Below are 19,482 nucleotides of genomic sequence, written 5' to 3' on the forward strand. Positions count from 1 at the left end.
GGGGGGAGGGGTGGAGGAGCGCGGGTGGGAGAGCGCTCTCTCAGATGGCCCGGAAAACGCGGGGCGGCCGGCAGCCGCCCCGCGAACCGGGGGTCAGGGGTGGATCAGGGGAAAGAGACGACGGTGGAGGGGATGGTCGAGGTGCCCGAGGTCGGCGCGCCCGTGTTGTTGATGACGTGCTCGTACTGGCCGTTGCCGCCGAGCGAGACCACGAGGATGTCGTGGAACTTCACGCCCGGCTTCACCGGGACCTGGAAGCCGTGGTCCTGGCGGATCGTCGGGTCGACGTTGTAGTAGCAGTAGCTGCCCAGGCCCCAGCCCTCGTGGGTGTTGACCGAGTCGGCGACCTTGTAGGCGGCGAATCCCTTGATCGAACCGTTCTGGATCGCGGCCTGGTTGGGGGCGTCGTACGCCTTCTCGTTCTGGAAGAAGATCGTGCGGCCGCGCTCGCCGTTCCACTCCACGTCGTACTTGTTGAAGTGCTCGACGAACAGGCCGGTGGCCAGCACGTCGTCACCGTTGACGCGGAACCCGTAGTCGGAGCGGTTGGTCTCCCAGCCCACCCCGTCGCCGTGGTCGGCGCGCCAGATCCAGGTGTGGTCGACGATCGTGTCGTGGTTGTTGATCACCATGCCGACCGTCGCCTTGCCCGCACCGGCGCCGCCGACGCGGATGAAGACGTCCTGGACCGTGGTCGGGTTCGCCGCATGGTCCGTCGTGGTGCCGGCCGGGCCGACCTCCAGCAGGGTCGGGGAGTTGACCTGACCCGCGTCGACCAGGAAGCCGGCGAGCTTCACGCCGTCGACGTCGGCGACCTTCATCGCCGTCACGCCGTTGTCCGGGATGATGGTGGCGAGTCCGAGGCCCAGGACGACCGTGTCCGCCCGGTTGACCTGGATCGTCTGGTCGACGTGGTAGACGCCCGGGGTGAAGAGCAGGTGCAGGCCCTGGGCCAGCGCCTGGTTCATCGTCGCTGCGCTCGTGCCGGGCTTGACCACGTAGAACTGGCTCAGCGGGATCGAGGAGCCCTGCGGCGCCCCGTTGCCCCAGGAAGTGCCGCGTGCGTTCACGCGCTTGGCCGGGACGAACACCTTGTACTCGGAGCCGTCCAGGTACAGGAACGGCTTCTCCCGGGAGACCGGGGTGGTGTCGAGGGTGGTGTAGCGCGGCTCCGGGAAGCTCTGCGCGGGAGCTCCCTGGGTGCCGGAGAAGACCTGGTTCCAGACGCCGTTGGACCAGCCGCCGATGGAGCTGTCACGGGTGTACCACTGCTGCTGCGAGTAGTTGCCGACCTGGCCGTCGATCTTCGAGTCGGCGATGAAGCCGCCCGAGGACCATCCGTAGCCGGACGGGGCGAGGTTGAGTCCGCCCTTGATGTGCATCCGGCGGAACGGCGCGGCCTGCGAGACGGCCCAGCGGTTGGTGCCGTTGACCGGGTTGAGGGCCAGGTTCTCGGTCGAACGCCAGAAGTTCTGGGTGGCGTTGCCGCCGAACCAGCCCGCGTCCACGGTCACGTCACCGTTGATGGTGGTGTCGTCCGGGCTCAGACCGAGGCCGGAGATCGAGGTGTAGAAGCCGATCTGGGCGTTGAGGCCGTTGTAGGTGCCCGGCTTGAAGAGGAACTGGTAGCGCCCGGAGCCGAACTGCGCCGACTCCTGCTGGGCGAAGACCTCGTCCAGCTTGGCCTGGATGTTCGGCGTGGACGGGTCGAAGACGATCACGTTGGGGCCGAGGTCACCGCCGCCGGGGAGGGTCGGGCCGGTGCTGGTGGTTCCGTAGACCTGGAACTCCCAGAGCGAGTAGCCGTATCCGGTGGTGCGCTGGGTGCCGTAGACGCGGACGTAGCGGGCGTTGCCGGTGATGTCGTGGGTCTGGACGCCTCCGGTGCCGTTGGCGGTGGAGTAGGCGGTGGCCCAGTTCGTGCCGTCCGTGGACAGCTCCACGCGGTACGCCTTGGCGGCGGCGGTCTCCCAGCGCAGGACGACCTGGCTCAGCTGGGCGGTGGCGCCGAGGTCGACCTGTATCCACTGCGGATCGGCGAACTGGCTCGACCAGCGGGTCCCGTTGTTGCCGTCCACGGCCGCGGAGGCCGGGGTGCCGGCGCCCTCGGTGGACGACGCGGTGGTGGTCTTGCCCTGGGAGAGGAGCGTGGGCGCGGCGGTCGCCGCGGTGCCCGGCAGGAGCACGAGGAGGGCCGCGACCAGGGCGGCCGCCAGGGAGGCGACGGTCAGCCTGGACGGACGTGAGGGGCGGCGTGACGGGTGGGGCGGATGAGCGGAGAGCAGGGGCATGCGGGGCTTCTCCTGACGTTGTGGATCCGGGGGGATCGAAGCGTGAGTGAACTGCCCGGCGCCGGGGCCGTCAAGGGTTTGAGCGTTCATGAACTGAAGATCCAACGACGTGTCAAACACGCATCAGGCCTGTGAACTTGGGGTTTCTTCAATCCTTGTGAAAAGTATTGACGAAAAAACTTCACAGGACTCTACTGAGGCTCTGACCGCTCCGTCCCGCCGTGCCCGCTACGGCGGGGCGGGGCCCTGGTCGAGAGTCTTCGCCACGTTCGGAGAGTGGGGACCGATGGCGGGCAGGGTGCTGTCCTGCGTTCGTTACTTGTCGTCAGGTGAGGTCGGGAACGCCGCCGCAGTCGGACCAGGTCACCTCGGTGCCGGGGAGCGTCACCGACCACGGGTCGGCCAGGGCGGCCAGGGCGCTCGCGTCCGGCGGCGTCCGGCCGAGACCGATCGCGTAGCGGGCCAGGACCGCAGTCCGCTCGAAGGGCCGGGGCCAGGCGTGCGCGTCCACGACGCCCGTCTGCGCCAAGGCGCCGAGCAGGGCGCGCAGCCGGCCGCGCGTGCGGCCCAGATTGTCCTCGAAGGCGCGGGGCCGGGAACCCGTCACGGTGACCACGGCCCAGGCGGCGTGCCGGCGGTGCGGCGCGGAGGCGGGGGCGGCGACGGCGAGCTGCGCCGCGGGGCTCCCCTCCAGCGCCTCCCACGCGGCGAACAGCTCCCACGTCAGCAACTCGGCGGTCCCGGCGCCGACCTGGGCGGTGCAGCTGCGCACCGGCGCGGAGGGTGTCAGCACGGTGACGGCGTCCTCGCCGCTCCCACCGGCCGTCGGGTCCGTGGCCGGGTGCAGGCCCACCGGGGTGCGCCAGTCCCAGGCGGCCCAGGTGGCGAAGAAGGCGCGCAGCAGGGGGCCGGGGGAGAGGCCGGGGGCGGAGCGCACCGTGTGGGCGGCCAGCACCGACCAGGCGAGTCCCGGCAGCCCGCCGAAGGGTGCCGAGTCCAGACCCCGGGACCGGGCCCAGGCCTTGACCTCGCGTGCCAGCCGGGCGAACGCCGCGTGCTCCGCGCCCACGAAGGCCCGTACCGCATCGGCGTCGCTCACCGCACTCAGCGCCACCGCCGCGGCCTCGCCGAGCTGCGCCCGCCGGGCCACCGCCCCGTCCGGCGGTACCGGCCCGGTGGCGACCACCACCAGGTCCACGTCCAGCCCGGCCACGCGCAGCCGCAGGCCCGGCACCCGGGCGCCCGTCACCTCGCGGAGCCGCTCCGCGTCGGGGAGCGCCGAGGCCACCCGGGCCCGTACCTCCGCCAGGGCGACGGCGCCGGGCAGGGCCGCGACCAGGTCCAGATCCGCGTCGGGCAGCGCACAGCCCATTCGGCGCGAGCCGGCCACGTGCACGACCCCCTCGGGGAGCGCCGCCGCGATCCGCGCCGCGAGGGCCTCGGCACGGGCCGTGGCGTCGGCTCCCGGATCGCCGTCGGCGTAGGTTCCGGTACCGCCTCCGCGTCCGCCTCCGCCTCCGCCTCCGGTCTCCGTCCACTCCGCACCGCCCGGTCGGGCCGTCGCGGGCTCGGGGGCCCAGTCGATCCTTCCGGTGCCGAGCTCCACCGTCGCCCGGACCTCCATCGGGCCGTCGCCGCGCCGGGACAGTACGGCGAGCGAGTCCACGCGGGCCGACCGGCCACCGCCGAGAAGGGCCGCGAACTCCCGCTCCGCACGCCGGGGATCGGGGCTGCGTCCCAGCGTCAGGTGGGGCGTGAACCCCTCGGCCCGGCCCCGGCAGCCCGGGAACCGCGCCGCCAGCGTCCGCCGGAGCTCCTGCCACGGTGTGTCGCCGGCCGCCGCCGGATCCAGCCACAGGGTCGGCCCGAAGCCGTACACGCCCTCCAGCCGGGCCGTGAACGCGGCCGATTCCGCGGCCGCTTCGGCCAGCAGGGGCAGCGCCGCCTCGAAGGAGGACTCCGGCACGAAGCCGAAGAGCAGGTTCACGTGCGCCAGCCAGCGCTCCGCCTGCGGGTCGTGTGCGCGACGGATCGCTTCCACCGCCTCGTCCCGCGGCGCCGGCCACGCCACCGCCGTCCGCGCGGTGGCCGGGACGTCCAGTACCGCGGGCCCGGTGCCTTCGCCCGCCGAGTCCGCGTCGGCCGCCGGATCGAAGTCGAGGGTGGCCTCGACCCCGTAGTGGTCCGAGATGAACAGCCCGTCCGCGGCCGGGGAGTCGCCGCGCAGGGCGGCCTGCGCCACGCGAACTCCCGCCGACCGCAGCAGGATCCGGTCCAGACGGGCGGCCCGACCCGACAACGACCCGACCGCCGCGAGCGGATTGGCCACGGGATCGAAGGTGGGGGTCCCGTCCCGCGTTCCGTGCACCTCGGTCCACACGTCCCGCAGGCTCAGTGCGGCCGCCGGTCCGTCGGCCCCCGAACGGCCGTCGTTGAAGTCACCGAGCAGAGCGACATCGGCCGTCTCGATGCCCGCCAACCCCTCCGACAATCTGGCCAGTTCGGCGGTACGCCGGTCCTCTCCCCGCTCGGTGTGGTCGCTCGTCAGATGGGTGGCCGCGACCACCAGCGGCCCGCCGGCCGTGTCCACGGTCACGGCGACGACCGCCTTGTGCGGACCCAGCAGGTGAACGCCCGCCTCCCGGAGCGGCAGGCGGCTCAGCACCAGCAGCCCGCTCTCCGCCACGTCCCGCCCGCGCGGGTCCGCGGCGACCGTGTACGCGGCGCGGACCCACGGCTCGGCGAGCAGCATGCCGAGCAGCTCGCGCTCCACTTCCTGGAGCGCGATCACATCGGCGTCGGCCGCCGCCAGGTCGGCCAGCAGCAAGGGCCTGCGCCGTGCCGTGGCGATGCGCGGGGCGTCGTACCGGTCCCAGAGCGTGTTCCAGGTCAACAGGCGTACGCGCGATGGCTTCGGGGTGGTGCGGGCGTCGCCCTCGGGCGCCGCCCGCCACGCGCCGCCACCGGACGCGTCCCACGCGTACGGGGTCCGTGCGGTGAAGAACGGCGCCCGCAGCAGCCTCGGGTCGCGAACCCGCCCGGCCGCGGTGCTGTCGATGCTGTCGACGCCCGTCGCCCGGTCCCACACCAGCTCGCCGTCGGCTTCCACGAACAGCACCCGGTGCCAGGGGATGTCGCCCCCGGGTACGAAGGAAGGCAGGGGGATCCGCTTCGGTGCGGCTCCGCGCTGCAGCAGTCCCAGCGTGAACCGGGCGGGATCGAAGCGCGGGTCCCAGCGGACCTGGTGGTAGAGCTCCTCGCTGGTACGCATCAGCCCTCCCCGCGGCTCGCCGTACGGGCCGTCGTGGGAGCCGCCGTACTGGGCGTCGTGCGCGTCGGCGCACCGATCGTTCCCGCCGTGTCCTCGACGGTCCCGCCCGCCCCGATGTACCACGTGCGGTGCGCCTCACCCGGATAGGGCGGAGCGAACCGGTGCAGCTGCGAGGTCAGCACCTGCTCCGGCACCGGGTGCGGTCGCGTGGAGTTGCGGCGCACCAGCTCCGCCTCCTCGACCAGCAGCACGGCGTGCGTGACCAGCGCGTCACGCCGCCGTGCCACCGTGCCGGCCAGACCGCGCTGCCGGGCCGTGAGGGAGGTAGCGTCCCACACCACCGTGCCCCCTCGCCGCGCGGCCGAGGCGAGCGCGGAGTCCAGCCGGTCGAGGCCCTCGCGGAGCACGTCCGCGTTGTTCCGCTGGTCCGCCCGGGAACCCCTGGCCCCGCGCAGGTCGTCGAGACTGATGTGGGCCTCCACCCCGGGCAGGTTCCGGGCGTACGTGCTCTTCCCGCTGCCCGAGGGGCCGCATAGCTGCACCAGCCGGGGGAAGGAGGCGCCGTCCCGCCACCGCCAGGTCGCCGCGACCGCCTCCTCGGCGCCGGTCAGTTTGCCCTGGCCGTAGGCGAAGCGCGCTTCGGCCCAGCAGCGGTCGGCGGCGTCGCAGCCGTCGCTGTCGCCGCCGTCGCCCATGCCGGCTTCGGCGAGGGCCGCTCGAAGCCCGGCCCTCAGCGGCTCCAGGGGCGCCGGACCGAGAAGTCCCGCCTCCTCGGCGTGCAGCGCGGACCACTCCACGCACTCGCCCGCCCCCCCGCCCCGCTCGTGGCCTTCGCCGGGTCCGGCCGGTCCGACAGGACCACCGGGCCCGGAGACCGCCCCCGCCAGCGCGTGCAGCACCCCGAGATCGGCCGCCTCCGCCATCCGTACAAGCCCCGCCCGCCGTTCGGCGTCGGGGTAGGGGAAGGGTGTGCGCAGCGCCGGGTAGAGCCCGACCAGGTCCGCGACCCGCCGTGCGGTGGCCATCCCGAGCGGCCCCGCCGCCAGCCGCGACACGAGCGCGGCTCGCGGCACACCGTGCAGGGCCGCGGCCAGGATTCCGGCCAGCCGGTCCTCGCCGGACCTGCGCACGCTCAAGCCGTCGATGCGGTCCGCCACTTCGGCGACCAGTCCCTCGACGTCCGCGCCCTCGACGGCCTTGTCCGCGCCTACCGCGCGGAGCAGCCCGGCCGCGTCCGGTTCCGCGCCGGACCGGGCGTCCCAGAGGGCGGCCGCCGGACCGAGCCCGTTCGCCACGACCTGGGCGTACATCCAGTGCGTGTCCGTCTGCACGTGCCCGCCCCGCACCCATTTGGCCACGCGGCGCCCGAAGTCGGCCCGCTCGAAGCCGGCCGTCGTGCGGACGACGTACCCCTCCTGCCGCGCCGTGTCGAGCCGCAGGCGGCGCAGCGCCCGCTCGTCGAAGACGCCGCGCCACAGGACGCGCGGTCCGGGGACCCCGAGGCCGCGCAGGAAGAGCACCGTCCGGTCCCAGTCCAGGCAGTGGTCGCCGTCCCATACCGAGAACCCGTAGAACCACGCGTCGAGTTCCTCGTAGGCGAGTGAATGCCGGGCGTAGACGTTCTCCCCGCACACCCGCCAACCGGCGGGGATCCCCGGGCCGATACGGCTCTGCAGGCCCTTCACCCAGGCCCGCGACGGATGGTGGCCCGAGTCGAGCGACCGCGCGTGCAGGCCGTCGGTGTAGAGGGTGGTGTTCTCGCCGTCGAGCTTCTCGGTGACCACGACCTCGCGCCCGGCGAATCCGGCGAGCATGCCGGGCCCGGTGGTCCGCACGTCGTCGGACGTCGCACCCGGGGACCAGGGCAGGTGCGGGGTCCGGGGGTAGTGCGTGCGCATGATCCGCTCCCTGCGGGCCGAGGCTGGTGCACGGTCACTCTAGGGAGGCGGAACAGGCCCGGACCAGCGAATATCTCAGTACCCGACGGTGAACCGCCTGCCGGCGTGCGCGTCGCGTTCGATCTCGTCCAGCAGCGCGACCGCGAAGTCCTCCGTGGAGATCAGACTCCTTCCGCCGTCGTCCACGACCAGGTCGTCGAGCCCCAGCCGGTACGTGCCCGTCCGGGTGCCCGGCTCGATCGTGGCGGCGGGGCTGAGGCTGGTCCAGTGGACCTCCTCCACCGGCACGGTCTGCAGGAAGTCGAGGGCGTCCCCGTGGGCGTGCATGACGGCGAGGACCGGCGCCGGAATCCCGGCCTGGTCCCAGACCATCGGTCCGCCGGGGGTGCGCAGGGAGCCCGCCCCGCCCACGGTGACCACGCGCGGCCGGGGCGCATCCGCGCCGAGGGCCTGCACCCCGCCGATCAGTGCCTTCGCCGCGCCGACGAGCGTGCCGGGATCCCCGGAGCCCGGCCCGTACGCGCTGACCACCACGTCCTGCCCGGCCGCGGCCTGGGTCACGGACGCGGGGTCGAGGACATCGCCGCGGACGACGGTGACGTCCGCGGAGCTGGCCTCGGACTCGGCGAAGTGCGTGGGATCGCGTACGACGGCCGTGACCTCGTGCCCGCGGCCGAGCGCCTCGTGCATCACACGGGATCCGACGGTGCCGGTCGCGCCGAAGAGAGCGATCTTCGCCATGGTCACTCCTGGAGGTGGAGGTGGAGGTGGAGGCTGGAAGGGCCCCGGTCGGGGTCCGCCGGGCCCATCCAAGCGAATCCCGCCTCCCGCACCCGGCAGCGCCACGCGGTCAGTGGCACAGCGCCACGATGGCCGGATCCACCCGGCCCCGGGCCGCCGCGCACAGCGGCGCCATGTCGTACGTACGGTGCGGCGCGGGCCGGGAGCCGCGGGCCTTCGCGGCGGGAGCCACGGGCTTCTTCGGCGCGGCCCGCCGGGGCCGCTCCGGCCGGTGCCGCGGCGCGGCGGGCTTCACCCGGCTGCGCGCCCGGGCGGCGGGCGCCGCGGGCGCGGCCGGCCGCGGAGCAACCGCGGCCCCGGGTACGGCGTTCGAGGGCTCTCGCGGCACCGGATCCGTTTCCTGCACGACCTCCGGCAGCGCCCCCAGCGGCCAGGCATCGGTCGCCGGTCCCGGCGGCAGGCCCGTCCGAGGCTCCGTCGGGCGTACCGCGGTCGGCGCGGGCCGTGCTCCGGGCCCGGTGACGGCCCCCGGACCGGAGGCCGGGCCCACGGTCACACACCCGGTCACACATCCGGCCGCCACGGCCAGCGCGACGATGATCAGGGGCACCCTCGGTCCCCGGCGCGACTCCATCCGCCCACCCTGCCCGACGAACGCCCGCTCACCCGCACGCGCTCACCCGCACGGGTGGTCCGGGTTCCTCGACGGGAGGACTCAGCCGCAGGTCACGCTGTCCCTGGGCGTGTAACGGGTCTTCATCGTCTCCCGCTTGACCTCCTGCCCGCCCTTCACGAACACCCGGTCGACGGCGACGTCGAAGCCCTCCAGCGGGGACTGCGGTTCGCACTTCGGGCCGGTGTCCGTGCGGGTGGCGGGCGGCTTGACGTTCGTCCGCGGCCCCTTGGCCGCGCGGATCTCGTCGTACCGCTTGGTTCCCAGGAAGGTGATGGTGACCGAGGTGTCGGTCGCCTCGGCCTGGACGTAGAGGGCCTTGCCCGAGTCGTTGGCGAAGCGCAGGTCCAGGCTGCCCCACGCCACGGTGGCCTCGCGGCCCTCCGGGTAGCGCTCGATGTAGAAGGAGTGCGCCCCGTACTCGACGGGCTTGACCCCCGCGAAGAACATCGCGTTGAAGACGGTGGTGGCCACGGCCGAGACACCGCCGCCCGCGGCCTTCTCGTACTGGCCGTTGTTGATGATCAGGCCGTCGACGAAGCCGTTCTCCTTCGTGCGCTCGCCGACGCGGCGGTTGAAGCTCCAGGTCTCGTCGGGCAGCACGAGCGAGCCGTCGATCAGCTCGGCGGCGCGCCCGATGTTCGTCGTGCGGTACGGGGCCTTCTCGAAGTCGACGGTGAAGGAGGACACCTCCTCCTTGATGCCCAGCCGCTCGACCGTGTTCCTGGTCAGCTTCGGCTGGACCTCCTCCGTGGCGACCTCGCCCGTACGCTCCGCCGCGCCCGCCCGCGTCAGCAGCGGCAGCACCACGGCGGACAGGCCCTCCTCGGCGATCCGGCGTCCGGCCCGGCCCTCCTGCGCGACGGAGACCGCGCCGGCGGAGTCCGTACGCAGCTTCGCCTCCACGGGGCCCGGCGTGGCCCGGCGCAGCGGCCCGGCCAGCTCCGGGTCGGCGAGCAGCGCCTTGGCGTCGAGGCCGGGCGCGAGGCGGCCCTTGCCGTCGTCCTTGAGGGTGAGGTGCTGGGCGAGGACGGCCGGGCCGACGGGTATGCGCTTGCCCTCCACGGTCAGGGTGACCGGCGCGGACACCGCCGGTTCGGCGAACTCCTCGAGCGCCCGCTGCGTCTCCTGCTGCCCGATACGGGGCTCCGTGCTCCGCACGGGGAGGACGACGGGCCCGCCGGCGGCGTGCCGCGGGTAGGACGAGCGGAGCACACCGAGGGAGCCGTCGACATCGAGGTCGGTACCGGTGACCGGGGCCACCGCCTTGGCCCTGCCCTTCTCGAAGGAGACCGAGCCCTCCCGGACCTCCTGCCGGGTCTTCGCGCCGATTCCGTCCAGGGCGGCGCGGGCCGCCTTCTCGTCGAGCCGGACCACGGGCTCCACGTCGGGATCACCGGAGGTGAACAGCCGGCCGATCACGCTGACGGGGTCGGAGCCGGACCGGGCCGCCCGGTCGACGGTGGCGCCGGTGTCCAGGGACAGGCCGAGCGTCGCGGGCTGCGCCTGCTCGGTCCGCCCTCCTACCCGAAGCGCCAGCGGGGCCGCGGCGGACGGGCCGAGCGCACGGTTCAAGGTCTGCCGGGCCTCGGCGCGGCTCATCCCGCCTATGTCGACGCCGCGGACCTTCGTACCCGCCGCCATGTCGTCGCCCGCCAGCAGCAGACCCGCGGCGTACAGCCCACCGAAGCCGAGGACCGCGACGCCGCCCGCCACGCCGGCCACGCCCGGGACGGTCCACCGCTTGCCGGTGGCCGCCGGAGTGCCCGTACGGGGTGCGCGTCGCATGTCGGGGTCTCTCCTTGCTCCGGTGACGTGGTCGGACCGGCGGTTTTCATGCCGCCAGTCCGCCCGGGGAACGTAGCAAGATCCGTGTAACCAGGTAATAAGGAGGTATAGGGGTGGCAAAGGGGATTGTGCTGATCTCCGTAACCCGGCGGCCGTCCCCGCTGTTGCACCGCCTGCGGGAACACCCGTGCCGAACGCCCCCGCCCGGCCCGCGCCATGACCGCGCGTCGCCCGCGCGACGGGGACCACGGCGCCCCGGCGGTGCCCCTACGGTGAATGGAGTCCGATGCCGCAGCTGACCGACGAGGACGTGACGCAGGACACGGGCGCCGATCCGGCCGCGCCCGAGGACCGGGCCCGCACCCGGGCCGGTGACCCGGCCGCGCCCGAGGACCAGGCCAACACCCGGGCCGGTGACCCGGCCGCGCCCGGGACCCCGGCCCACACCCCGGCCCCCGCCCCGGCCGCGCGCCCAGGCACGTGGATGACGCCGGAGGAGTACGGGGCCTCCCGCGCCACGCTCTGGACCGGCGCGGTCGTCCTCGTCACCGACACCGACGGGCGCGTCCTCGTGCAGAGCGTCGACTACCGCCCCGACCGGCTGCTGCCCGGCGGCGCGGTCGACGCCGGCGAGGCACCGGCCGCGGCCGCCGCCCGCGAGATGTACGAGGAGCTCGGCGTCGAAGGCAGCTACCCGCGCGGCCTCGTCGTCGACTGGATCCCGGCCGACGCGCCCGGCATGCCGCCGGGGATGCGCTTCCCCGGCGAGATCCTGCACGTCTTCGACGGCGGCACCTGGACCCGGGACCTCATCGACTCCGTCCGCCTCCCCGCGCAGGAGATCACCGGCATCCACTTCGCCGAGCCGGCCGAGCTGCCCGCCCTCATGGACGCGGGAGACGCCCGCCGCGCCCTGTCCGCGCTCCGGGCCCGGATCAACGGAGGCGGCGCCGCCCTGCTGGAGGACGGCCGCCCCACCACCCCCACCGCCCTGGACCGGCTCGGCGTCCTGCGCAGCCCGCGCGCCCGGCTCCACGGCACCTGGCACCCCGGTCCCGTCCCCGCGCACCTGACGCCACGGGACCCCGCCGGCTGGCTCTTCGCCCCCGACGGGCGCGTCCTGCTGCTCGTCGCCCGCGCCACCGGCGCCGCCCACCTCCCGCCCCCGACGGCGGGCCGCACCGCGGCTGCGCTCCCGCTCGGGTACCGGTACGCCGACCAGGGCGCCCACCCGCGCACCGCGGCCCGCCTCACGGCGCTGCCCCCGGGCCCGGACCCGGTCTACGCCCGGCTGCTGGCCACCCCCGACCAGGTCCGCGAACTCAGCGACTGGGGTCCCGCGGGCCACGAGGAACTCGCCGCCGTGCACGCCGCCCGCGCCCACCTGTCCCTCCCGTCGCCGCCCCGCACGCCACCGGCGGAACTCCCCGCGGAGGGCTGCCACTGGTGAGCGCACAGCGGCTCAATCCCCGGACCGCGCGCCCCGGTCCCGCAGCATGAGGGGATGAGCGAGACTGCGATCACCTACACCGTGTACATCCAGGCCGACCCCGAGCGGGTGTGGCAGGCCCTGACCGAGCCCGCGTTCACCCGCCGCTACTGGGGGCTCGACTTCGAGACCGACTGGCGGGTGGGCTCGACGATGGACTGGGTGGAGCGCGGGGCGCGGACGAGCGATCCGGAGCAGGTGGTGCTCGCGTGCGTGCCGAACCGGCTGCTCTCCTACACCTGGCACACCTTCACCCCGCAGTGGGCCGCCTCCGTGGGCGTCGGCGAGGAGCTGCGCGCCGAGCTGGCCGCCGAGCGGCGCACGAAGGTGACGTACGAGATCGAGCCGGTCGGTGACACGCTCGCGCGGCTCACCATCCTCCACGAGGGCTTCGCACCGGGCGGCACGCTCATCGGGATGTGCGGGCGCGCCTGGCCGATGCTGGCGTCCAGCCTCAAGACCCTCCTGGAGACCGGCGCCCCCCTCCCGGAGGAGGGGCAGGCGCACGAACAGGGCTCCGGGGGCTACGAGGCCCACGGGGGCTGATGCGCAGGCTCAGGTACGTGACGGGACGGTGCAGCTCGGCCTGCCGTCGGGGAGGTCCTTGCTGTCGTCGTACGGGTCGACCACCGGCCACGGCCGGTCGGCGGCCGCGGCCTCCTTGGAGAAGTAGGGGTGGACGAAACCGTCGACGGTGCCGCAGTCGTGGTTCCCGAGCTGCCGGCGGTAACCGGCCGGGACCAGCTTCCCGGCCGTAACGCCGGGGGAGCCGGACGCCGCGTAGAGCAGCACGAGCTGCCTTCGCACGACGACCCGCGCCACCTCCTCCGTGCCCGGGGCCGGCCCCGGCTCCGCGTGCGGGGCCACGCGCCGCAGGGCGTAGACGAAGGTGTAGTCGGCGTGGATCCTGAGCTGTCCCGGATTCCCGCCGGCTTCGAAGGACATCCGGCCGCGCACCCTGATGCCGCCCCGGGCCGGGGTGAGTTCGGCCGGGTCGAAGCGGGTGAAGAGCTCGATGGGATCGGCGTCCGGGAGGCCGGGGGAGCGCAGGTGCTCCGACAGTTCGGCGCGGGCGGGCTGCTGCGGATCGAGCAGTTCCATGGCCTCGGTGGGCCATGCGCCCCGGAGCACCGCCGGATCCAGATTGGCCGCGACCATGAACGCCCGCGCCCGGCGCAGTCCTTCGGAGACCTGTTCCTTCGGCATCGAACCGACCGCCGTGGCCGCCGGCAGCGGGAGCTCCTGTTGCTCGGTCGCCCAGCCGCGGGCGGGTGAGCCGCGCAGCGGCAGGCTCGTCGTGGCCGGCCAGTCATCGGGCCAGGCCTGCTCGTCGGGGGCGCCGGCGTAGGGCTCGCCCCCGGTCCGTTCGCCCGGGTCGGTCACCAGCCACGCGGTGACACCGGCGAGCGCCAGGGCGGCAGCGGCTCCGACGGCCAGGCGACCGACGCGCCCCCGGCGCTGGTCGGCGTGCAAGGCCGCCTCGCGGTCCCCGTGGCCTTGGTCCTCATCCCGGTCCCGGTCCCGGTCCCGATCCCGGTTCTTGTCCTGTTTCTGGTTCTGGTCCTGGTCCTGGATGTCCGCGCGCAGTCGCGTGGCGCGTTCCCCCGGTTCCGTCATGTCAGGCCCCCCGCCCCATGCTCTCGGCCCCCGCCCATGCTCGTGATTCCGGCCCATCCCACAGGGCGTCACCAGTGCGGCACAAGCCGGACCGGGATCACGTGATGGTCCTGTGACCTGCGCAGATGGGGGCCGACCGCCCCCGAAGGCCCGCACCGTTGCCGTCCCGGACGGGCTTGATGCCACCCTGACAACGTGGCGTTCACCGGTGTCGTGTGGAATGACCGCATGGGGAGAAGCGAGTACCAGATACGCCAAGGCGGCGCGGAGCGCCGGACCGAGGGAACGACGGGCACGGTGGCGGTGGACACGCCGTCCGAACACTGGCGCTACGCCCGGCACCTGGAGTCCCTGGCAGCCGTCTCCGGTCGCCCCGCGGAAGCGGAGGCCGTGGCCGCCGTCCTGCGCGACCCGGACCCGGTGATGGCCGAGAGCGCGGTGGTCACGCACCTCGACCGGCGCGCGGCCGGACTGCTGGCCGACGAGGCCTTCGCGGCCTGGGCGCTGGCCGTCGGAGCCGTGCTCGGTGGCCGCACCTTCGCTGCCCGGCGACTGCGCGAGTGGACCCTGCTGAAGGCCGTCACCCGGGGCGAGCCCTGGTCCGCGGCGGAACTCCTCGCCGCCTCCGACTGGTGTCAGCGCACGGCGGCCCAGTCCCTGCACGCCGACGAGGCCCTGCGCCTGCTCGCCGCGGGCGCCCGGACCCGCCGGGTCCGCAACGCGGCGGCGCAGCGGCTGCTGCGGCGGGCCGCCTGAGGGCGTGGGGCCGGAATGCGCGGGAGGGCCGGAACCGCACCCGCGGTCCCGGCCCTCCCCTCGCGCTACTTCGTGCCGCGCCGCACCCGCGCCGCCGCGCGGGCCTCGGCGGCCTGACGGGCCTCGATGGTCCTGCGGGACTCCTTGCCCTTGCCGGGCCGCCCGGGCCGGGTGCCGATCCCGCGGAAGCCGAGGTCCGTGCCCGAGGGCCGGCCCTTGGCGTCGGTGGCCGCGGCGCCGGCCAGCGGCACGCCGGAGGGGGCCTTCGCGCCGGTGATCCGGCTCAGCGCGGCCTCGCCGGAGCGGACCTGGGTGATGGTCGGCCGGATCTTGGCGTCGGCCATCAGCCGGACGATGTCGCGGCGCTGGTTCGGGGTGACCAGGGTGACGACCTTGCCGGATTCGCCGGCCCGTGCGGTGCGGCCGCCCCGGTGCAGGTAGTCCTTGCTGTCGGCCGGCGGGTCCACGTTGACGACGAGGTCGAGGTCCTCGATGTGGATGCCGCGCGCGGCGACGTTGGTGGCGACCAGGACGTTCAGCAGGCCGTCCTTGAACTGTCCGAGCGTCCGGGTGCGCTGCGGCTGGGACTTCCCGCTGTGCAGCCCCTCCGCGCGTACGCCCATGGCCCGCAGGTGCTTCACGAACTGGTCGACCCCGTGCTTGGTGTCCAGGAACATCAGCACCCGGCCCTCGCGCGCCGCGATCTCGGTCGCGGCCGAGACCTTGTCGGCCGCGTGGATGTGCAGCACGTGGTGGTCCATGGTGGACACCGAAGCGGACTGCGGGTCCACGGAGTGTCCGACCGGGTCCTTCAGGTACCGCTGGACGAGCTGGTCCACGTTGCGGTCCAGCGTGGCCGAGAACAGCATCCGCTGGCCGGCGTGGTGCACCTGGTCGAGGATCTCGGTGACCTGCGGCATGAAGCCCATGTCGCACATCTGGTCGGCCTCGTCGAGGACCACGATCTTCACGCGCTCCAGGTGCACGTCGCGCCGGCCGATGAGGTCGCTGAGCCGCCCCGGGGTGGCCACCACGATCTCGGCTCCGGTGCGCAGCGCGCCCGTCTGCTTGCCGATCGACAGACCGCCGACGACCGTGGCCATGCGCAGCTTCAGGGCCTGCGCGTACGGGGCCAGGGCCTCGGTCACCTGCTGCGCCAGCTCGCGGGTCGGTACGAGGACCAGCGCGAGCGGCCGCTTCGGATCGGCCTGCTGACCCGCCGTACGGGCCAGCATGGCCAGGCCGAAGGCGAGCGTCTTGCCCGAGCCGGTCCGTCCGCGGCCGAGGATGTCGCGGCCCGCCAGGGAGTTGGGGAGGGTCGCCGCCTGGATGGGGAACGGCTGCGCCACCCCCTGGTCGGCCATCGTCTTCACCAGCTCAGGGGGCAGGCCGAGCTCCGAGAAGGACTCCACCGGAGGCAGCGCCGGCGTGGTCGTCCGGGGCATCGAGTACTCGCCCTGGGGGCCGAGGGTCCGCGGGGTCTTCCCGCCGCCCTTCGCACCGCCCTTCGGGCTCGCCTTGGCTCCGGCCTTGATGCCGAAGCGCCCATGAGCTGACGGGTTCTTCATGCAGAACCTTCCGTGAGACGCGTATCAAAATGTTCGGGAAGATGGTCGGGCACGATGTTCGGGAGTGCGACGCGAACATCGCCAAAAGACAAATTTTACCATCGGGCTTACGGGGCCACCGGCCCCAGCTCCCCGGCCCGTACCCGGTCCAGATGGGCGGTGACCTCGGCGGTCGCCCGCCCGAACCAGTCGGCGATGACGGCGATCTCGTCGGGGGTGTACTCGGCGAACACCGCGCCGAGCCGGGCGTAGAAGGGCTCGTAGACGGCGAAGATCCGCGCGGCGGCGGCCGGGTCCGCGACCACTCGTACCCGGCGCCGGTCGGCGGGGTCGGGCTGCCGGCTCGCGTATCCGGCGCGCTCCAGGCGGTTGAGCACCCCGGTCACCGCGCCGGTGGTGAGGTTGGTCAGCTCCGCGAGGTCGCCCGCGCCGAGCGGGTCCTCCCCGGCGCCCAGGATGTGGCCGAGGCAGGTCAGGTCGGTCACGTTGAGCCCCAGGAGCTGTGCGACCTCCTGCTGGCCGACGATGCCGAGGGCGACGTACCGGTCCATGCGCGACAGCGCTTCCTGGACCGTTGCCGCGGGGCGGGGCTTGCCCTGCACGCGGTTACTCCTTAGCATCTAAGTTACTTAGCTCGTGAGGTAAATGGCTTTCTCCGTAAGAGAACGCCTTTCGAGCCTACTGAACCGACGAAGCAGGGGAGAACGATGAGCGCTCACGGCCACGTGGACCTCGGCCACACCGTGGCGGGCTGGACCGGCACCGCGATCGCCCTGGTGGGAAGCACGGTGGCGGGAGCGGCCCTGTGCGCCTCCTGGACCCCCGGCGTATGGATCGGCCTGGGCGTCGTCGCCGCGGCGGGGATCACCACCTGGCTGCTGCACCTGGCCGGCTGGGGCAAGCCGAGCGGTCCCCGTCCGGAGAGCCAGTGGGACTGGCGGGTCCGGGACACCGCCGCGCACACCGGCCACGCCGACTGCCTGGGCTGCCGGGTCAGTGGGCCGCGGCGAGGCGCCGCAGCAGCCCCTCGGTCTCGATCCGCCGTGTCGTTGCCCGCTGCGGATAGCAGCGCATGAACATCCGGGTGAAGTGTTCCCCGTAGTGGATGACCGAGGCCTCACCGGAGCCGTCCCCGCCCTGCGCGGTCCGCGCCGGGTCGAGGGGGCGGATCCGGGCGCCGAAGCGCGGCTCGTGGAAGTAGGCGAGGGCGTACCGCTCCCGGTCCGCGAGCCGCACCCGGTGCGGGGTGGACAGCAGCGCGCCGCCGGTCACGAACTGGAGGATGTCTCCGGGGAACACCGTCAGCACCCGCGCCACGGGCCGTACGGGCGTCCAGCCGGGCCGGTCCTCGGCGAAGCCCGCCGTGCTCTCGCCCGGCAGCCAGTTGCGCGGGCGTTCCTCGCCCCGCACCGGAGGCCGTACGAAGAGTCCGCCCACCTCGTCCTGGGCGGCGATCACGAGGAGCCCGTAGTCGGTGTGGGCGCCGATCCCGCGCTCCGCGGTCCGCCCCGCGGCGGGGAAGCGCAGCACCCGCATGTGGTGCCAGCCGTCACGGGTCAGCCCCGCGAGCCGGTCGATTCCGGCCGGCCCGAGGCCGAGGCCGAGGGCCACGAGCCGCAGCAGCCGCTCACCGAGCCCGCCGACGCCCGCCAGATAGTCCTCCATGGCCGCGCGGTAGTCGGGGTCGGGCCAGGGGACCGGTCCGTGGCAGGGCAGGCCCGCCGCCGCGGCGTCCGGGATGTCGGGGGTGATCGTGAAGATCTCCGAGGCGTCCGGCCGGCCTGCCGTCACCTCCTCGCCCGAGGCGATGTACCCGCTGTACGAGGTGTCGTTGACGCACGCCGACTTCTCCGCCGCGGGCCGCGCGAAGAACCGCCGGCTCGCCGCCAGCGCGGCCCGCGTACGGGCCTCCTGCCGCCCGTCGGCCGCCAGTTGGAAGATCCCGTCGCGCTGCCAGGCGCGGACCATCGCCCCGCCGAGCATGATGTCCGCCGTCGTTCCCGTGACCCGAGCCGGTACCCGGAACGTCGCGAGCTCGCCCATGTCCGTCCCCTCTCGAAGACTCCTTGCGGAGCGCCTCGCCGGGGCCCTTACCTGGGTCCGTGCGAAGGCCTGTTCCCCCGATTCACGGACGGGGCGGAGGAAAGTTCGAATACCCGGAAGCACCCCGGTTGGCCGCGCTCGGCGTGTGCTCGAGCCGATCAATGGGCAGGATCGGGTCCGGCCGCGTGTGCGGCCGGTGGAACGTTGTGAAGGATCAGTACAGATGGCAACTGGCATCGTGAAGTGGTTCAACTCGGAGAAGGGGTTCGGCTTCATCCAGCAGGACGACGGCGGTCCCGACGTGTTCGTGCACTTCTCCGCCATCCAGTCCAGCGGCTTCAAGGCGCTGGACGAGGGGCAGAAGGTCGAGTACGACGTCACGCAGGGGCCCAAGGGTCCCCAGGCGGAGCGGGTGGTCACCCTCTAGCGCCGCTTCACGAGCCCGGCCCGTGACGTGAGCCCCGCCGGATCCTCCGGCGGGGCTCACGCACGTCCGGAGCGGACGGGTAGCGTGGACCGGATGATGACCGGCACGCCGGACACCCGGCTGATCGTGCTGCGCGGCAACTCCGCCGCGGGCAAGTCCTCCGTCGCCGAGGGCATCCGCGACCGCCACGGACGGGGCCTCGCGCTCGTGGGCCAGGACAACCTGCGCCGCGTCGTCCTGCGCGAGCGGGACACCCCCGGCGCGGCGAACATCGGACTCATCGGCAGCGTGGCGCGCTACGCACTGGACCACGGCTTCCACGTGATCGTCGAGGGGATCCTCTACGCGGACCGCTACGGCCCCATGCTCGACGCCCTGCGCCGGGCCCACCGCGGGCCGACGCACTTCTACTACCTCGACGTGCCCTTCGAGGAGACCCTGCGACGGCACGCGGGCAAGCCGCAGGCGGCGGAGTTCGGCGAGGCGGAGATGCGCGAGTGGTACCGGCCCCTCGACCTGCTTCCCGGCGACTGGGAGAGCGTGATCGAGGCGGAGCACTCGCTGGAGGACACCGTCACCCGGGTCATGGCCGAGACCGGGCTGGCGGCGGAGCGGGCCTGAGCAGGCCGTCTCCTTCGGATCATCCCGCCCGGTGCAGGGCGACGAGGAGCAGCCAGATCCGGTCCGCCAGCTCGGCCGGGTCCGCCAGGCCGGCGGGGAGATCGCCGTGCAGCCAGTCCGCGAGCACGGCGGTGAAGGTGGCTGCCACGGCCGAAGCGACCAGTTCCGGGCGCGGGGCGCCCACCGCGGCGCGCTCGGCCCGGCTGCGCTCGCGCAGTTCCCGGTACAGGCGTTCGCCGAGCGGGCCGCCACCGCCCGGCAGGAGCAGCGTGCGGTGGAGCGGGGCCCGGTCGGCCGCG

16 protein-coding genes and 1 pseudogene are annotated in these 19,482 nt (G+C 73.9%); 6 read left to right on the plus strand and 11 right to left on the minus strand.

Going from position 1 to position 19,482, the window contains the following annotated elements; all coding sequences use genetic code 11:
• Positions 1 to 104: 104 nt before the first annotated feature.
• The 6 genes from ABZY57_RS10375 to ABZY57_RS10400 all read right to left on the minus strand — a co-directional run bounded on the left by ABZY57_RS10375 (position 105) and on the right by ABZY57_RS10400 (position 10,662).
• Entirely contained in the window at positions 105 to 2,291 is a 2,187-nt protein-coding gene (locus ABZY57_RS10375; protein WP_356510187.1) for a discoidin domain-containing protein, read from the minus strand.
• A gap of 325 nt (positions 2,292 to 2,616) precedes the next feature.
• Complete coding sequence (locus ABZY57_RS10380; RefSeq protein ID WP_356510189.1) at positions 2,617 to 5,562, minus strand: poly(A) polymerase; 2,946 nt, start codon at positions 5,560 to 5,562, stop codon at positions 2,617 to 2,619.
• Positions 5,562 to 7,460 (minus strand): RNA ligase family protein, encoded by a 1,899-nt coding sequence (locus ABZY57_RS10385; RefSeq protein WP_356510191.1) that lies wholly within the window; start codon positions 7,458 to 7,460, stop codon positions 5,562 to 5,564. Before ABZY57_RS10385 ends, ABZY57_RS10380 begins: the two co-directional genes overlap by 1 nt.
• Before the next feature lie 75 nt (positions 7,461 to 7,535).
• Positions 7,536 to 8,201 (minus strand): NAD(P)H-binding protein, encoded by a 666-nt coding sequence (locus tag ABZY57_RS10390; protein WP_356510193.1) that lies wholly within the window; start codon positions 8,199 to 8,201, stop codon positions 7,536 to 7,538.
• Positions 8,202 to 8,310: 109 nt separating this feature from the next.
• Positions 8,311 to 8,589, minus strand: coding sequence for a hypothetical protein (locus ABZY57_RS10395; protein ID WP_356510195.1), 279 nt, complete (start codon positions 8,587 to 8,589; stop codon positions 8,311 to 8,313).
• Positions 8,590 to 8,916: 327 nt separating this feature from the next.
• Positions 8,917 to 10,662: a VanW family protein gene (locus ABZY57_RS10400; RefSeq protein ID WP_356510197.1), complete on the minus strand. Its 1,746-nt coding sequence runs from the start codon at positions 10,660 to 10,662 to the stop codon at positions 8,917 to 8,919.
• A 286-nt stretch (positions 10,663 to 10,948) separates the two neighbouring features.
• Between ABZY57_RS10400 and ABZY57_RS10405 the strand changes: the two genes are divergently transcribed.
• Together ABZY57_RS10405 and ABZY57_RS10410 are read left to right on the plus strand one after the other, a co-directional pair.
• Positions 10,949 to 12,112 (plus strand): NUDIX hydrolase, encoded by a 1,164-nt coding sequence (locus tag ABZY57_RS10405; protein ID WP_356510199.1) that lies wholly within the window; start codon positions 10,949 to 10,951, stop codon positions 12,110 to 12,112.
• A gap of 54 nt (positions 12,113 to 12,166) precedes the next feature.
• Positions 12,167 to 12,697 carry an SRPBCC family protein gene (locus ABZY57_RS10410; protein WP_356510201.1) on the plus strand — a complete coding sequence of 177 codons (531 nt, stop codon included), beginning with the start codon at positions 12,167 to 12,169 and terminating at the stop codon, positions 12,695 to 12,697.
• Between the two features lie 9 nt (positions 12,698 to 12,706).
• Here ABZY57_RS10410 and ABZY57_RS10415 read toward each other — a convergent pair whose 3' ends face one another.
• Positions 12,707 to 13,768 carry a hypothetical protein gene (locus ABZY57_RS10415; RefSeq protein ID WP_356510203.1) on the minus strand — a complete coding sequence of 354 codons (1,062 nt, stop codon included), beginning with the start codon at positions 13,766 to 13,768 and terminating at the stop codon, positions 12,707 to 12,709.
• A gap of 228 nt (positions 13,769 to 13,996) precedes the next feature.
• Between ABZY57_RS10415 and ABZY57_RS10420 the strand changes: the two genes are divergently transcribed.
• On the plus strand, positions 13,997 to 14,524 hold the full coding sequence (locus tag ABZY57_RS10420; RefSeq protein WP_356510205.1) for a hypothetical protein: 528 nt from the start codon (positions 13,997 to 13,999) through the stop codon (positions 14,522 to 14,524).
• 65 nt (positions 14,525 to 14,589) lie between these two features.
• On the opposite strand, the gene ABZY57_RS10425 is transcribed toward ABZY57_RS10420, so the two are convergent.
• Both ABZY57_RS10425 and ABZY57_RS10430 read right to left on the minus strand, forming a co-directional pair.
• Positions 14,590 to 15,969 (minus strand): DEAD/DEAH box helicase, encoded by a 1,380-nt coding sequence (locus ABZY57_RS10425; RefSeq protein ID WP_356510219.1) that lies wholly within the window; start codon positions 15,967 to 15,969, stop codon positions 14,590 to 14,592.
• 230 nt (positions 15,970 to 16,199) lie between these two features.
• Positions 16,200 to 16,694, minus strand: coding sequence for a MarR family transcriptional regulator (locus tag ABZY57_RS10430; RefSeq protein WP_356510207.1), 495 nt, complete (start codon positions 16,692 to 16,694; stop codon positions 16,200 to 16,202).
• A gap of 105 nt (positions 16,695 to 16,799) precedes the next feature.
• Here ABZY57_RS10430 and ABZY57_RS10435 point away from each other — a divergent pair, with 105 nt between their 5' ends.
• The gene (locus ABZY57_RS10435) at positions 16,800 to 17,168 is read left to right on the plus strand and encodes an HGxxPAAW family protein (RefSeq protein ID WP_356510209.1); all 369 of its coding nucleotides are present in this window, start codon (positions 16,800 to 16,802) and stop codon (positions 17,166 to 17,168) included.
• Here the strand turns inward: ABZY57_RS10435 and ABZY57_RS10440 are convergent.
• Positions 17,086 to 18,135, minus strand: coding sequence for a 2-oxoglutarate and iron-dependent oxygenase domain-containing protein (locus ABZY57_RS10440; RefSeq protein ID WP_356510211.1), 1,050 nt, complete (start codon positions 18,133 to 18,135; stop codon positions 17,086 to 17,088). The two genes, ABZY57_RS10435 and ABZY57_RS10440, sit on opposite strands and share 83 nt — an antisense overlap.
• A gap of 223 nt (positions 18,136 to 18,358) precedes the next feature.
• Between ABZY57_RS10440 and ABZY57_RS10445 the strand changes: the two genes are divergently transcribed.
• Both ABZY57_RS10445 and ABZY57_RS10450 read left to right on the plus strand, forming a co-directional pair.
• Positions 18,359 to 18,562 carry a cold-shock protein gene (locus tag ABZY57_RS10445; RefSeq protein ID WP_356510213.1) on the plus strand — a complete coding sequence of 68 codons (204 nt, stop codon included), beginning with the start codon at positions 18,359 to 18,361 and terminating at the stop codon, positions 18,560 to 18,562.
• Positions 18,563 to 18,658: 96 nt separating this feature from the next.
• Positions 18,659 to 19,183, plus strand: a complete 525-nt coding sequence (locus tag ABZY57_RS10450) for a kinase (RefSeq protein WP_356510221.1) — start codon at positions 18,659 to 18,661, stop codon at positions 19,181 to 19,183.
• Positions 19,184 to 19,202: 19 nt separating this feature from the next.
• On the opposite strand, the pseudogene ABZY57_RS10455 reads toward ABZY57_RS10450, so the two are convergent.
• Positions 19,203 to 19,482: pseudogene (locus ABZY57_RS10455) on the minus strand (TetR/AcrR family transcriptional regulator); the annotation flags it as partial.

Source organism: Streptomyces sp. NPDC006450 (assembly GCF_040612195.1).
Taxonomy (GTDB): domain Bacteria; phylum Actinomycetota; class Actinomycetes; order Streptomycetales; family Streptomycetaceae; genus Streptomyces.